Origin of the sequence: Parasporobacterium paucivorans DSM 15970 (assembly GCF_900141895.1) — a bacterium.
Classification (GTDB): domain Bacteria; phylum Bacillota; class Clostridia; order Lachnospirales; family Lachnospiraceae; genus Parasporobacterium; species Parasporobacterium paucivorans.
In genome coordinates, this window is sequence record NZ_FQYT01000013.1 from 46,795 (window position 1) to 61,336 (window position 14,542).

The 14,542-nt window shown below is 42.7% G+C and carries 14 protein-coding genes and 1 tRNA gene; 11 read left to right on the top strand and 4 right to left on the bottom strand.

Features of this window, described 5'->3' with window-relative positions; all coding sequences use genetic code 11:
• Nucleotides 1-27 precede the first annotated feature (27 nt).
• The 4 genes from BUA79_RS07065 (at nt 28) to BUA79_RS07080 (ending at nt 3,657) form a co-directional block, all read left to right on the top strand.
• The gene (locus BUA79_RS07065; RefSeq protein WP_073993664.1) at nt 28-1,233 is read left to right on the top strand and encodes an ABC transporter substrate-binding protein; all 1,206 of its coding nucleotides are present in this window, start codon (nt 28-30) and stop codon (nt 1,231-1,233) included.
• Between the two features lie 184 nt (nt 1,234-1,417).
• Nucleotides 1,418-2,353: a class II fructose-1,6-bisphosphate aldolase gene (fba, locus tag BUA79_RS07070; RefSeq protein WP_073993665.1), complete on the top strand. Its 936-nt coding sequence runs from the start codon at nt 1,418-1,420 to the stop codon at nt 2,351-2,353.
• A 19-nt stretch (nt 2,354-2,372) separates the two neighbouring features.
• On the top strand, nt 2,373-3,146 hold the full coding sequence (sfsA, locus tag BUA79_RS07075; RefSeq protein WP_330389211.1) for a DNA/RNA nuclease SfsA: 774 nt from the start codon (nt 2,373-2,375) through the stop codon (nt 3,144-3,146).
• A 166-nt stretch (nt 3,147-3,312) separates the two neighbouring features.
• Complete coding sequence (locus BUA79_RS07080; protein ID WP_073993667.1) at nt 3,313-3,657, top strand: cupin domain-containing protein; 345 nt, start codon at nt 3,313-3,315, stop codon at nt 3,655-3,657.
• Between the two features lie 15 nt (nt 3,658-3,672).
• Here the strand turns inward: BUA79_RS07080 and BUA79_RS07085 are convergent.
• Nucleotides 3,673-3,746 (bottom strand) — tRNA-Val (locus BUA79_RS07085).
• Between the two features lie 82 nt (nt 3,747-3,828).
• Here BUA79_RS07085 and BUA79_RS07090 point away from each other — a divergent pair.
• Both BUA79_RS07090 and BUA79_RS07095 read left to right on the top strand, forming a co-directional pair.
• Nucleotides 3,829-4,314, top strand: a complete 486-nt coding sequence (locus BUA79_RS07090) for a 2-thiouracil desulfurase family protein (protein WP_073993668.1) — start codon at nt 3,829-3,831, stop codon at nt 4,312-4,314.
• 133 nt (nt 4,315-4,447) lie between these two features.
• Nucleotides 4,448-6,286 (top strand): glycerophosphodiester phosphodiesterase family protein, encoded by a 1,839-nt coding sequence (locus BUA79_RS07095; RefSeq protein ID WP_094757355.1) that lies wholly within the window; start codon nt 4,448-4,450, stop codon nt 6,284-6,286.
• 190 nt (nt 6,287-6,476) lie between these two features.
• On the opposite strand, the gene BUA79_RS07100 is transcribed toward BUA79_RS07095, so the two are convergent.
• Nucleotides 6,477-7,862, bottom strand: a complete 1,386-nt coding sequence (locus tag BUA79_RS07100; RefSeq protein WP_073993670.1) for an MFS transporter — start codon at nt 7,860-7,862, stop codon at nt 6,477-6,479.
• Between the two features lie 236 nt (nt 7,863-8,098).
• Between BUA79_RS07100 and BUA79_RS07105 the strand changes: the two genes are divergently transcribed.
• Both BUA79_RS07105 and BUA79_RS07110 read left to right on the top strand, forming a co-directional pair.
• A complete protein-coding gene (locus BUA79_RS07105) occupies nt 8,099-8,296 on the top strand; it encodes a hypothetical protein (protein WP_073993671.1) in 198 nt (65 codons plus the stop codon).
• A gap of 50 nt (nt 8,297-8,346) precedes the next feature.
• A complete protein-coding gene (locus tag BUA79_RS07110; RefSeq protein ID WP_073993672.1) occupies nt 8,347-8,775 on the top strand; it encodes a universal stress protein in 429 nt (142 codons plus the stop codon).
• A 63-nt stretch (nt 8,776-8,838) separates the two neighbouring features.
• On the opposite strand, the gene BUA79_RS07115 is transcribed toward BUA79_RS07110, so the two are convergent.
• On the bottom strand, nt 8,839-9,831 hold the full coding sequence (locus tag BUA79_RS07115) for a uroporphyrinogen decarboxylase family protein (protein ID WP_073993673.1): 993 nt from the start codon (nt 9,829-9,831) through the stop codon (nt 8,839-8,841).
• Between the two features lie 163 nt (nt 9,832-9,994).
• Here BUA79_RS07115 and BUA79_RS07120 point away from each other — a divergent pair, with 163 nt between their 5' ends.
• On the top strand, nt 9,995-11,518 hold the full coding sequence (locus BUA79_RS07120) for a PucR family transcriptional regulator (RefSeq protein WP_073993674.1): 1,524 nt from the start codon (nt 9,995-9,997) through the stop codon (nt 11,516-11,518).
• A gap of 170 nt (nt 11,519-11,688) precedes the next feature.
• Here BUA79_RS07120 and BUA79_RS07125 read toward each other — a convergent pair whose 3' ends face one another.
• Complete coding sequence (locus BUA79_RS07125) at nt 11,689-12,354, bottom strand: Crp/Fnr family transcriptional regulator (RefSeq protein ID WP_073993675.1); 666 nt, start codon at nt 12,352-12,354, stop codon at nt 11,689-11,691.
• Between the two features lie 170 nt (nt 12,355-12,524).
• Here BUA79_RS07125 and BUA79_RS07130 point away from each other — a divergent pair, with 170 nt between their 5' ends.
• Nucleotides 12,525-13,397 (top strand): MerR family transcriptional regulator, encoded by an 873-nt coding sequence (locus BUA79_RS07130; protein ID WP_073993676.1) that lies wholly within the window; start codon nt 12,525-12,527, stop codon nt 13,395-13,397.
• Between the two features lie 148 nt (nt 13,398-13,545).
• Entirely contained in the window at nt 13,546-14,475 is a 930-nt protein-coding gene (locus BUA79_RS07135; RefSeq protein WP_073993677.1) for a phage lytic cycle repressor MrpR family protein, read from the top strand.
• The last annotated feature ends 67 nt before the right edge of the window (nt 14,476-14,542 follow it).

A 14,542-nucleotide genomic window follows, 5' to 3' on the forward strand; every position in this document is an offset into this window, starting at 1 on the left:
AATTTTACATATAGAAGGAGGAAGTTTATGAAATCGAGATTCAAAAGAATTCTGGCAGCAACATTTTCCATGATTATGGTGTTAGGAAGTCTGAGCGGATGTGGAAGTTCCGGAGGAGCGGAGACAACCGGATCCGGAGAATCAAGCACGGCACAGGGGGAATTGACCATTTCGGTATTAAGCGCAATAACCGGTCCCATAGCTTTTGTAGGAAAGCCGGCAGCGTGGGCAGCCGAATATGCAGCAGGAATTATCAATGAAGCCGGTGGCATCAATGGCAAAACAATTAAGATCGACATGCATGACACAAAGTTTGATACTGCGGAGGCGGTAAGTGCCATGAGTCAGGTTGTTGATGATGCTTTGGTTGTGGTAGGTCCGATGGATGCACCGGGCGGTGAGGCTGCCGGACAGGTTGCATTTGATGCATCTGTTACAAATATTGCAGCATTTTCCTTTCCGGACATCAGGGCGCAGTATTCACCATTTGCCATAGCATATATGACAGATTCAGAAGAAGGGGATTTACTGGCAGCAAAACATTGGGTCGAATTAAATCCGGACATCAAATCGATTGTTGTGTTCGCAAATCCAACAGATCCTTCCCAGATGGCTACTGCGGAAATGCTGGAATCGGGGCTCCCGGAAGTTGGTGTGACAGTGAAGAAAATCATAGAGGTTGAAACAGGTGTCCTGGATGCAGGTCCAGCGGCAGTCCAGGCAATAAATGCAGACGTGGATGGCTACTATATCGGTATCAGAGCCGATGAGGCAGCCAAGGTAGTGTCCGAATTAAGAACAAGAGGCGTCGATGAGGGAAATAGAATCTGTGCCACTTTTGCAGCATTCTCTCCTAACTATTCTGACGTTGTGAGTGAGGATGCCCTTAATGGAACGTATATATGGAATAAGCTGGATCCAAATTATGACGGTGAAGAATGGAACAAACTTGTGGAAGCATACAAAGCCGATAATGAGGGAGCTTCGCCTACCGTTAATCCGGTTCCTGATTATTATAACGCCCTTATGGCAATTAAACAGTGTTTTGAAGAACTGAACATCACTGGTGACCCCGCCAAGCTTGAAACTGAAAAAGCTGCAATTGCAGAATGGTTTTATAATTCTCCAGTAATTGAAGGAATCCAGGGAGAATTCCAGTGGGTTGAAGGAAAGAAAGTTGCTCCCGTATATTTTTTCCAGTTTGAAGGAAAACAGCCGGTAGCAGTTAAATAGCGGATTTTTGCAGGATGAGGCTGTATGTTCCAAACAGTCTCATCTTTTTTGTTGAGTAGGGGGGTCTGCCCCCTCTACCTCTTTAAGGATTGAAAATATTAATGAAACGTGTTAAATTAGAGAACGAAGATGTTTGTTGAATCAAAACAAATAAAATGGAGAAAAACTTTGGAGGTCAATTATTATGGCATTGGTAACGACTACAGAAATGTTTGAGAAGGCTTATACAGGCGGTTATGCAATTGGAGCTTTTAATGTGAACAACATGGAAATCGTGCAGGGTATCACGGAAGCTGCGGGAGAACTGAGATCTCCGTTAATCTTACAGGTATCAGCTGGTGCAAGAAAATACGCCAACCACACATATTTAACGAAACTGGTGGAGGCAGCGCTGATCGAAAACGATATCCCTATTGCCCTTCACCTGGATCACGGAGATGATTTTGAAATCTGCAAGGCCTGCATCGACGGCGGGTTCACCTCCGTAATGATTGACGGTTCAAACCATTCCTTTAAGGAAAATATTGAAATTACCAGAAGAGTGGTCGACTATGCCCATGAAAGAGGCGTGGTAGTGGAAGGCGAGCTTGGAAAACTGGCCGGAGTTGAGGACGACGTAAACGTAAGTGCCGAAGATGCAAGCTATACTCACCCGGACGAAGTTGAGGAATTTGTAAGCCGCACAAATGTTGATTCCCTGGCCATTGCCATAGGTACCAGTCATGGAGCCTACAAATTCAAACCAGGCCATAATCCTGTGTTGAGGTTTGATATTTTGGATGAAATCACGAAGCGCATTCCAGAGTTCCCGATTGTATTGCATGGTGCATCCAGCGTTTCCCAGGAATATGTTAAGATTATACAGGAAAATGGTGGAAATCTCTCTGATGCTATCGGCATACCGGAGGAAATGTTAAGAAGAGCCGCAAAATCGGCAGTCTGCAAAATTAATATCGATACAGATTTGCGTCTGGCTATGACCGCCGGAATCAGACAGGTTTTATTCAAAAATCCTGCGATATTTGATCCCAGGGAATACCTGAAGGTGGGAAGAAGCAATATTAAGGACGTGGTTGCCCATAAAATTGTAAATGTGCTCGGCAGTGATGGAAAAGCTTAAAGTTATTGATTTGCCATAGGTGCCAATTTTAACCCCGGTGCAGGTGCCGATTTCTGGTACCTGTGCCGGGGATTTGTATGAGAAGGGATGTCGAAGAAATCAAATGATATACAATAACGTAATTTCCGGGAAATTTATTGACAGGCCAAACCGATTCATCGCGAATGTGGAAGTGGAAGGCATAAGCCGGGTATGTCATGTAAAAAACACCGGACGGTGCAAAGAAATTCTGCTGCCTGGCACCGATGTTTTTCTTCAGCATCTGCCCTCTCCATCCAGAAAAACGAGCTATGATTTAATCAGCGCATACAAAGGAAACAAAATTATTAATATCGATTCCCAGGCTCCTAATAAAATATTCATGGAATTCCTTCAACAGGGAAAACTTATTCCAGATATCACACACATAAAACCGGAGTGCAGGCATCTGAACTCCAGATTTGATTTTTATGTGGAATCCGGGGACAGGAAGATGTTCATTGAGGTTAAGGGAGTTACACTGGAAAAAAATGGAGTTATGAAGTTCCCGGATGCTCCTACTGAGCGAGGAGTCCGTCATGTCAATGAGCTATGCGAATGCATAAGGGAAGGGTTTGAGGCATATGTTATTTTTGTTATACAGATGAAAGGAGCGAAATATTTCACGCCTAACATGGATACCCATCCAAAATTCGGACTTGTGCTGGAAGAAGCGAAACAGCAAGGGGTAAAGGTGCTGGCTTTTGAATGTGAAGCGGGGGATGATTATATATTCATTACGGACGAAGTGCCGGTGATACCTGGAATCGCTTAGTGGATTCCCTGAAAAGAGAGGGAGCCGGTCGGAATTTCTCCCGGACCGGCTCAAATGAAAAATATATATTAAAAGGTATTTGCTTGGTGTATTTAATATAACAGGTGAAAGTGAAAAAAATATGTACAAAAGATGAAAAAACAGTGAAGTTAAAAGGGAGGATATCATGATAAAAAGAAGAGAAGATTTAACGGCAATACCAAGAAATATCCAGGGTGGCAATGGCGAGGTGATGATGATTCCGTTTTTGACACAGGAGGAATTTCGTGGAAAGGGCAGGGTTTTTTCGAAAATGATACTCAAACCGGGTGTCTCCATTGGAAATCATCTGCATGAAGGCGATTTTGAGGGGTATTATATCCTGAAAGGGAAAGGTAAGATAATCGATAATGGCAGAGAAGCTGAGGTATACGAAGGCGATTTTGCCCTGACTGACGACGGAGAGAGCCATGCGTTGATTAATGACACACAGGAGGATCTGGAAATAATCGCATTGCTTTTATATATATAAAAACACACAAAAAAATGGAGCCAATGGGGCTCGAACCCATGACCTCCCGCGTGTCAGGCGGACGCTCATCCCAGCTGAGCTATGACTCCATTAGGAGATTATAGCATCATTTTATAAATATGCATAGTAGTAAAATGCAGTAAAATTCAATCTTTTGATCGGAGGAAGCAGATGAAAAAAATCCTTGTAAGTGAATGTCTGTATGGGGGCAGGGCAGTTCGATATGACGGAAAGAACATACCGCTGACAGATAAACGGTTTGCTGGATGGAAGGAAGAGGGGCGGCTGGTACCAATCTGCCCTGAGGTTTTCGGGGGACTGCCGGTCCCCCGTGCAGATGCCCAGAGGGTGGATGACAAGGTGATTGCAAGGGATGGTACGGACATAACCCAGGAATATATCTGTGGGGCAAAGGAAGCTCTCAGACTGGCACAGGAAAACAGTGCGGCTTTTGCAATCATGAAGCAAAGCAGCCCATCCTGTGGGAGCAGAACGATCTACGACGGAAGCTTTACGGGACAGAAAATCTCAGGGCAGGGAGTTGCAGCGGAGATGCTTAGAAATGCAGGGTTCGTGGTCCTGTCAGAAGATGATTTGGATGAAGCAGAACAAATGCTGGCTCGAATAATAAAAGAAGGAGGCCGGCAGGATGGCTAGTCCCGCCGGCTATGAAAAAGATTTATATTTACAAAGTCAATTGCTTTGTGTAATCAATATACCGCCGGGATGTGTCATGCATTTGGGAATATGGTGAAAAGTACGTGAAGTTTACTCTGTGAAAGGCAATAGGATGATGCGAAGCAAAAAAGAAATCAGGCATAAGAATCACTTTTTTTTGAGTACATGGCAAAGCCTGCGTCAGATTCTTGGGCTTGCCGTGACATTTAACCTGGTTATAGAAATTCTGATCAGTTTGTTATTAATGCCGCTAAGCAGGAATCTGTTGTTTTTTTCTTTGGAAAGCGCCAATCTCGATTATCTGACGAATTCCGATCTTAAGGTTTTGCTGTCCGAACCGCTTTCCATGTTGAGCTTTATTTTGTTATTCGCGATCTTTATGGTTCTTTCCTTGTTCAGGATAACTTCAATGTATACGCTCGCTAATAATCCTTCCATAAGGTCATTGGGAAACTTAGTCAGACAAAGTGTTGCGGAATTTCATTGTGCGCTAAAAAACCAATCCGTAATCGGTGTAATTATCCTGATAATTGCACATCCGTTCTCGAATTTTGTGTTTCTTCTTTCCTTTTATTTTCGGTTTGGTCTTGACAGGGTTATTAATATGCAGGACTGGCATTTTGGAACCGCAATAGTTATTATTCTGATAATCAATAGTTTTACGATGTTTGTTTATCCAATCGTTTTTTTAGAGGGGAAAACGATTAGAAAAGCAATTGTTGAAGGTTTTAGAATAATCTGCAAGCACTGGCTGCGAAATATGTTTTATCTCGTTGTTGCCTTGTTCTGGGCAAGCATTCTGATCCTGGGAATGTATTTGATCATTTCAATGTTTATAACTCTTGCTTTAGCAAACAACGGCACGGCAGAGGGGGTTTTTGGCATGTTCCTGTCGGCCGTGCAGATTCTGGAAACGGCGATTACCCTGGTCACTGTGGTGATTTTTAGCATTATAAACAGTTTTGTTGCCGCCCGTTTGTACCGTCTGTGCAAGAGGGAAGAAATGTTCCCGGATTTTCCACAGATTGATTCAAGGAAAGTCGGAATCAAATACTGGACAATCTCCATTATCCTTTTGACGGCTGTGTTCTCCCTTAGCCTCATTGGTCCAAAATATTTCAGGAACACATTTACAAGGTATGCGTATTATCTGGATCTGACATGTCCGGAAATAATTGCACACAAAGGATTTTCTTCTGAGGCTCCTGAAAATACAGTCGCCGCAGTTGAATCCGCCATAGAAGCCGGAGCGGACAGAATCGAGATAGATGTTCAGACAAGCAAGGATGGGGTGGTGTATCTTATGCATGATGAATCCTTGCTGCGAACCACAGGAGTCAATGCCGCCATGTCAGAAATGTTTTCCTGGCAAATAGACCGGATGGATGCCGGTTCTTGGTTTTCTGCGGATTTTAAAGGGGAGCATGTTCCGAGTCTGAGGGAGATTCTGGAGGAATGCCATGGTAAAATTGCACTAAAAATTGAACTTAAATCAGAAAATGGCAATGAAATCCGCCTAGCGGAAAAAGTTGTAAACCTGGTACAGGAAGCGGATATGTCTGAATCGGTCATGATTAGTTCTTTCAATGGCGGCGCAATCAAGAGAGTCAAAGAATTGGATGATTCTATTATGACAGGTCTAATAGCGACGACGGTGTATGGAAATTACAGAAAAATAGAGTATGCGGACGCAATCGTCTTAAATCAGGTGTTTTTGAGCGCTGATCGGATCAATACCATACATCAGGCAGGAAAACTTGTATATTGCTGGACTTCAAACTCGCCCCAATATATCAGCGGAATGAGCCGGATTGGTGTTGATGGGATAATAACGGATTATCCTGTATCGGCACGAATTTATATTTATGGCGCCGATTTTGATACTGAGTTAAAGAACATATTGTACAAGCTGCTTGGCAGCATGACAAATCTTAGATATCTGACGCCATAGCTGTGGAGAAAATGCATGTTCATACAGAAACTGTCATGTATGTCATATAAAACGCTTCAATAAAGCTGACATCAAGCAAGATTCTATATCCAACTATCCCGATTGTGAATATGGAAACCAGGAATCAGACGATCAGTACATATTTTTGGCTTTTTCTCATATTGATTTCCCGGAAGTGCTACAAACGAGATTATTTTTTTTCGGCTGTGTCTGTATGCATTTTTCCTCTGGCAAGGGAGGCGAATATTCCAAAAAAGCTAAGTATAACAAGGATTGTAAATGTTGTTTTAACGGCGGAAAGGAGTTCGGGTGCATTCTGCGGACTGATCTGCTGGTTTCCGATGATGAGCGCTAAAACCAGGGAGGATATGCCCATGCTGAAAGCCTGACCTACCGTTCTGGCCGCACCCAGAATTCCAGAAGTAACACCATAGTATTTCTTTTCCACGGAACTCATAATAGCATTTGTGTTTGGAGATGAAAACAGGGCAAAACCAAAACCGAGAATCAACAGAGCCACAACAATATAGGCAATGCTGGTGTTTTTGTTCAGAAAGATGAAGAAGCATAATCCCAGGGTTGTAATAGACATACCCAGTGTGGCGACCTTTTGCGGCTCGATTCTATCCGACAAAAACCCTGTAACCGGAGAAAAGACTGCCATAACTACGGGCTGGGCAATCAGAACGAGTCCGGCTTTAGCAGAATCAAATCCAAAATTGTTTTGCAGATAAATGCTGAGAAGATAGCTGAGTGCAAAGGTAGCACTGTAATTTATCAGGGCAGCCAGGGAGGAAAAAGCCAGCACCTTGTTGTATCTGAAGAGTGAAATGTTTAGAATGGGATATTTTGTCCGGTTTTCATAAACAATAAAAAAAGCAGTGGCTGCGAGCCCCACCAGAATGAGGATGATGCCCCATATGGACTGGATAAAAGAAAAACCGGAAATAATACCCATTAAGGCTATGCCATAAATGGTTGAGCCCACAAGGTCGAATTTTTCCCCTTTCGCTTCGGCCCACTCCTGCTTCAGCCCGATCAGAGAGATGAATATAATGAAGGCAATGACTGCTGAAAAGAAGAATATGCTCCTCCAGCTGAAATACTGAACCAGCAGACCGCCCAGGTATGGTCCGACGGACAAGCCTATATAGGTCATTGCAACGTTCAAGCCCAAAGCCTTGCCTCTTGAACCGGCTGGAAATACGGAGGTCAGAATGGAAATTAAAGTGACTGAAATCGCAGAACCGCTAATTCCCTGAAAAATCCGGAAGAAGATCAGCATACCAGGACCGGTAGATAGTCCGCTCAGGATGGAAGAAATCGCAAATAGGAGCATACCCAAAACAAGGAGCTTCTTCCTGCCCAGAATATCTGCAAGCCTTCCAAATGGAAGAATGAATATTGCCACGGCAAGAGTAAAGGATAATGGAATCCAGTTCAGAAGGATGGAACCTAATGAAAAATCCCTGCTGATGGACGGGAGTGCGATGTTAATGGCTGAATTGATGAACGGTACAATGAAAGCACCCAGGCTGGTCGTGAATAAAATGAGTTTGTTGTGTTTTGTATCCATAAATGTTCTGTCCTTCTTTCTGAATATCTGAGTGTAAAACTATTGTAGTGCTATACTTGAAGTATAACCGGAAAAACCCGATTTTCGGGAATTTTATATGCGTATTATATCATTATACGGGTGCAGTTATCAATGGATATCGGCGTTATTGCAAACAATGCCGGGCTGATAAATGAGTTGAATAATTTTTCCGGTGAGGGTATAATTAAGTCAAACAGTAAAAGCAGGGGGATGAAATGGGTTTAATTAAAAGGATATATGGATTTTTTGGATTTATTGCGGCATTTATGATTATTTTAGTAGGGTGCGGCATTGCCGGAGTCAATCTGAGAACAGCCTTTGTTGCCGATGTGATCATAATCGTGCTGGGGGGCATCCTGGTTTTTTCAATCTTGAGGAGAAGAAGCAGGAAGGCAGAGGCGGAAAAGGTATAAACTGCAAGTTTGTGGAACGGTGACTTATACTTAATAAGGAGGCTGTTGTTATGAATAGAAAAATTTTAGTTGCTCTGGATAACTCTGATTACGCACCTAAAGTAATGTATAAGGCCTTAGAGTTAGCCGGTCTCTATGATGCCCAGCTCATCGGTGTATCGGTAATCGACAATTCGTACCTGGCATTTTGCGATGTCTGCAGCCCTTATGCTGCAGACACAGAGGGCTTTTGGGACTCGTCATTTCAGGGAGTGTTGGAAAAATGTTCAAAACTGGCGGAAGAGTCCCACGTGGACTATTCGCACGAAATGCTCCACGGGAATCCTGCGTGGGAAATTATCAAGTATGCAGAAGAGAAGGGCGTCGATTTTATAGTAATCGGCAATCTCGGAAAGACGGCTCAAGACTATTACCTGATCGGCAGCGTTGCGCAGAGGGTCATCTCCCATTGCAAATGTCCGGTTTTTATAGTTAAGTAAATCATTGATTTCAAAGGGAGCTGCCGGCTCAACAGGCCAGGCAGCTCCCTTTTTAGTGCAGATTTAAAACATTACTTTACTCATACGATCTATCTCGGAACAGACTGCTTCATAAACTCCTGGATATGTGCTTTCAGGACCGCCCATGGTTGTGCATGGGATATAATATCTGGTTCCGTTCTCCTGACAGGTTTTTTCAACAAAAGCGGCTACTTTTTCTGGTGTCCAGTCTTCTCTGTCAATCAGGCCATTGTCCAAGCCACCCATAAATGTGAGCTTTTCGCCATACTTTTCAATCAGTTCCGGAATATTATTTGTTGACATAACGCCCTGCCAGATGTCTATACCCATGTCAATCATAGAATCGACCAGGTTGGCGGCGTACGAGTCTGAATGGTGAACGATGAGGCATCCCTGTTCCTTAAAATATCCGTAAATTTTCTTGTAGGCAGGAACAATGAATTCTTCAAACATTTCCGGAGAAATGAAAGATGATTTCTGGCTTCCCCAGTCATCATGGTGGAAAACTGCATCCGGCTTCATATGTTTCATAAGTTCTTTCGCGTAGGAAAGTTCCCATTCCGTCAAAAAGTCAATAAGTTCATGCATTGCTTCCGGTTCATCATAAAAAGCAATAAGGGCATCTTCTATACTCATAAGGTAATGCAGCTTTTCGAACATTCCGGGTGCCATAAACGCCGTGACGAACTGTTCATTCCGGTCAATCGATGCTACTTGTTTCTTTACATCGGTCCATTCCTCGTCTGTAAGTACCACAGGCGGCGCCTTTACAACCTCTTTCCATTTTGTTATATCTTTGACTAAAACATGTTTCTCGTCGTGCACAGGGAAAGGACCGGGTGCTCCGACAGGGAAGGTTATGGTAACCCCCCATCCGTTGACTTCTACATCACCAGGTGTCATTGTGTAAGCAAAACCACCGATTTTTGTCATGATCGGGTCAATTACGAGACCTAAAGCTTCGTACGAATTGACATATCTGTCCGGGTGACCTCCCCTTATGGTTTCCAGTAAGTTTTCACGTTTCGATAACATTGATATTTCCTCCATTTCCTAGATTGTTAAACATCTAAATGCATCACATGAGCTCATTATACAGGTATAGAATGACAAAGTATATACTACATAGAATTGACAATTTGGAAAAAAATTAATATACTTTATACCAAACATATTTTCGTGAATCGGGAGGTGAATCATGAGATTGAGCATGAATATTCTATGTGAGAGATTAAGGGCATGGAATCCCATAGTAAAGGGAGGATATGCCGGCACACGGCTGGATTTCATCGGATCCCAGTTAATGGAACTGAGCTCCGGTCCTATCCCCCAGCACGTGCTTCTGGGGGAGGCGGCGTATTTCAATGAGTCATTGGATATTTCCGGATACGGAATTATATGCATAGGAGAACCCCGAAGCAGGGTCTTGAATAAGAATGCCTGTATATGCCTGCCGGAGCAGACATCATTGCATGAAATATATTATGAGGTGCAGAGAATCTTCATGAAATTCAATTTATGGGATGAGGAACTGACGAAAGCCCTTTTGTCGAATCTTTCCCTGGAGGAAATCTGCATCATCAGCATCCCCGTCTTTGAAAATCCGATTTTTATCCATGATACCAATTCGGAAATAATGGCCAGCGTAAATGAAATGCCGGGGCAGTTCAGCTGGAATTCAGATCCGGGTTCAGGCAAACGCCATCTGCCCGTTGAGATTATGAATGATTTTAAAATTTCACCCGAATACCAGAAGACCATGAACACGAAAGGATCTCAGATGTTTTCGGAGCAGCAGTTTGGATACAGGATTCTCTATATCAATCTATGGTTTGAAGAGACCTATCTTGGCAGAATCTGCGTGAATGAATTGGGCAGGGAAATAACGGCAGGAGATTATGCGCTTTTAGAACACTTTGCGAAAGTTGTATTGTCGGCAATGCGCCAGGGAAATATCCTGCTTCCGGATGTAGCCCTGGACCTCCGACAGTCTTTGACAGAAATGCTGGAAACAAAAGGCACCAATGAGATGGTGCTGAGAAAACGACTGGAAGCATTCGGATGGAAACTGGACGACAAGTATTTTTGTGTATGTATTTATCTGCAAAAACGGGACTATTCCACGTATGCCATCGACTACACCTGTCACCGCCTTGAAAACATGTTTCCATTTTACTGTACGTTTTTATACAGGGACAAGATCATTATTGTGGTGAATCCGGAACACAGCCAGATTACGCCGGACACTTTTTTTTCAAAATTGGTCATATTTCTTCGCGAAGGCCTGTTTAAGGCGGGGGTAAGCACCACGGGCAATGATTTTCGCCAGTTCTTCTATTATTATATTCAGGCAACGGAAGCTTTTAGGATTGGTAGCCAGAAAAATCCTATGTTTTGGCAGTATAAATTCAATGATTACTTGCTTGCCTATTTTTTTGAACAGGTTTCAGGGGAATTGCTTCCATTCATGCTGTGTGATCCGCATCTTTTAGAATTGAAGAACTATGACGAAAAACATCAGACAGAGTATTTCAGGACGTTGTGCGTTTACCTGGAAAACGAACGGAACATAACCCAGACAGCTCAGGATTTATTTGTACATAAGAGCACGTTCCTGTACCGGTTGAAAAAGATTGAGAAAATGATCAGGACAGATCTGGATAATCCACGGGTCAGACTTCATATGATGCTTTCATTTGAACTGCTGAACACGAATGATTAGGATGTAAGGAAAATAAAAAGCAAAAAAACGGGAAAATGTTGTTCAAACAACAGACGGATGAAATAATGTGTGGTAATTTAGATGCAAGAGAATTCATAAATATTCATTTTGCAGGTTCAAAAAACTTCGATTCGAAAAAAGGCTTTTGCAAGCCTTTTTTTGTTGTCTGTTTACGGAGCCAGGATGGTAAAGGTGTTTTTCGTGTAGCGTATCAGACCGTCTTTTTGCATAAGGGAAAGTTCGTGGGATAGGGCGCTGCGGTTTACACAGAGATATTCTGCCAATTGCTCCCTGTTTAAGGGGATTGTAAATGTCGAAGAATTATATTTCTTTTTTTGGCGTAAAAGATAGGTAATTGCTTTGTCCCTCAGGCTTTTTTTTGCCAGGAGTTCCAGAGTGTTATATTTTCTCATGTTTTCGTGGGAGATGATTGTCAGGATATTCTCCAGTATGATGAGCCGGAACTTTTCGTCGATTTTACCAGGAGTTCGGATGACATCATTTGGCAGCAGAAAAATCTTTGAATCCTCCGTGGCGCTTACACTGTAGGGACTTATCTGCGTGCGGGTGAAAACAATGTCAACTCCTACGGCATATGAAGGCCCCGCCTTTTGCAAAAGAAACTGAGAACCGTCTAAATACATTTTGGTGACACAAAATTCCCCTTCTAATATGATTCCTATGAAATTCTGGAAATCGTCTTCCGACACGAAAATCTCCCCCTTCTGATAGGACTTAATGTTTCCGGAAAAAGAAGAAAAATTCTTTCGAATTGTTTCCTTGCTTATGCCCTGAAAAATTTTTGAATCCGCCAAAACTGAAATTATCAAATCCATAACTTACACCCCGCTAACTATTTCTCCTATAAATTATAGTACATAACAGGGCTTTTGACAAATCTGAAAATGCGAATTTCAGAATGCAATCGGTATGTGAATTATATTGTTCAATTTTAAGATGAATATTTTAAGGATTTATGTTATCATCAAAAAAAGGGGGTTCGGAAATGAGTCACGCGAATGAGGTTAATCACTTGAAACAAGCAAATAATAATGACATCTGGCTTACTATATCTGAAATGGCAAAAATACACGGCATATCCAGGCAGACTCTGATTTATTATGACAAGATTAAGCTTTTCAGTCCATCATTTGTAGATGCGAACGGTTACCGCTATTATAGCGCTGAGCAGATACCTCTTTTAAGGGAAATCTGTTTTTTGAAATCAATTGGCATCAGACTGGAAGATATCAAAATCGGCACCAACATCACGTGTAGTGACGATGCGGTGGATATTCTGCGAACCCAGGAACAGGAAATTGCAGGACAGATAGATATATTGAATAAGCAGATGATTCAGATCAGGGAACGGATTGATGTCTGCAAGGAGTCTTTCAGGGATATCCACGAGGAACAAAAACCATCTATCCAGGAATTTCCAGAGAGAAAGGCTGTATGGCTTCCCTGGGATGATGAGGAAGTTACCCACCCGGGAATCCATCGAACCCTTTCACGGATTTGGAACATTCTGCTGGATGAAGGATATCTCCCAAACCGTTACTGGGGAGCTGTGCTCTTCCAGGAGTATCTGGATTCTGAAAATCCGCTGCAAAATGCCGGAGGATGTACTTTCGTGCCCCGGGAAATGAAAGATGGGCCAAATACGATTATTTTTCCGGCAGGAAAATATGCATGCATGTCTAAGTATGGCATGCCGTATGAAACAAAATATGTGCAGATGCTTCTGCAATGGATAAAAGAGAACGGTTATAAAGTAATTGGCAATATTTATGATGCGTGCATCATGGACTCCATCATTTATAAAAACGAAAGAGAAGTGGATTTGTGCCAGCTGCAGATTCCGATTGCTCCGTTATAAAATAGCTCCCCCCGCCCTGCGTGAGTAATCGGGTGCCGGCGGGGAGCTTTTTTTGACTGTGCATGCAAAGCCTCTAAAGGATAGACTGAATGGCGTTATAATGTTATAATATGCTAACCTACACAACGTAAAATCGGGAGGTATATTCGTGGTGAATCAAAAGTTCAAAGAAGAATTCATCAGGACATACAATAGCGGAAAGTATGAAGGCTATGTATGGAATATTTTCAAAAAAACGGAAGACTCAGAAGAAAAATTCAAAAAAGATGTAGCCTCTTTTGAATTGAATGAAATTGAAGCGCTGCTGCAATCATTTGGTTCAACTTCCATTCAATCGCTCAGGGTGATTGCGTGCATTTTGAGAAAATACACAGCCTATGCGGTCACAAAAAAACTCCCGGGAGTGGATTTGAATCACTTTGACGAGGTGACTACGGCTTTGCTGGAAAACTGCGTACACAAATCGGAACGGAACGAAAAATTCATATCCCGTAACCGTCTGCTGAATTTTGTTGCTGAACTTCCAAATAGCGGGGACCAATTTCTGATTATGGCTCTCTATGAGGGGCTTGGAGGGGATCTGCTCTCTGAAATCACAATGACGGCAGGCGCTGGAATAAACGAAGACAAAAATATAATCAGCCTGTACGGCGGCAGGACAATCGAATGCAGCAGCAGGCTGATTGCTGTTGCCCGGGATGCGGCGGATAATTACCGATATGAAAGTTTAAATGAAAAGTCCTTGAATCAGCGAGAGATGAGGCTGATATCAGACAGGATATTTAAAGCCCGCAATAATGCGACGGAACCGGATGCCTATCATGCGTATCACAGGGCATTAAGAAGATTGAATGAAATCCGGGAGTATCTTGGATACAGAAGTCTGAATGTAGGAAGTCTGCGAATAAGCGGTTTTGCACAGGCCATTTTGGATCTGATGGATGATCAGGACATGCCTTTCAGGGCTGTGTACAAGACGGATGAATTCAAGGAACTGGCCAGCAGATATGGCTACAGAAAATATGCTTTCAGCAGGCTGAAGGTCACACTGGGCGAATATATGGATTGCAGTGCCTGAATACCTGGTAGGTTTTTTTGTGAAAAGAGTGAATGATGGCGAACAGAAATAAATCTTTTGCAGGAGA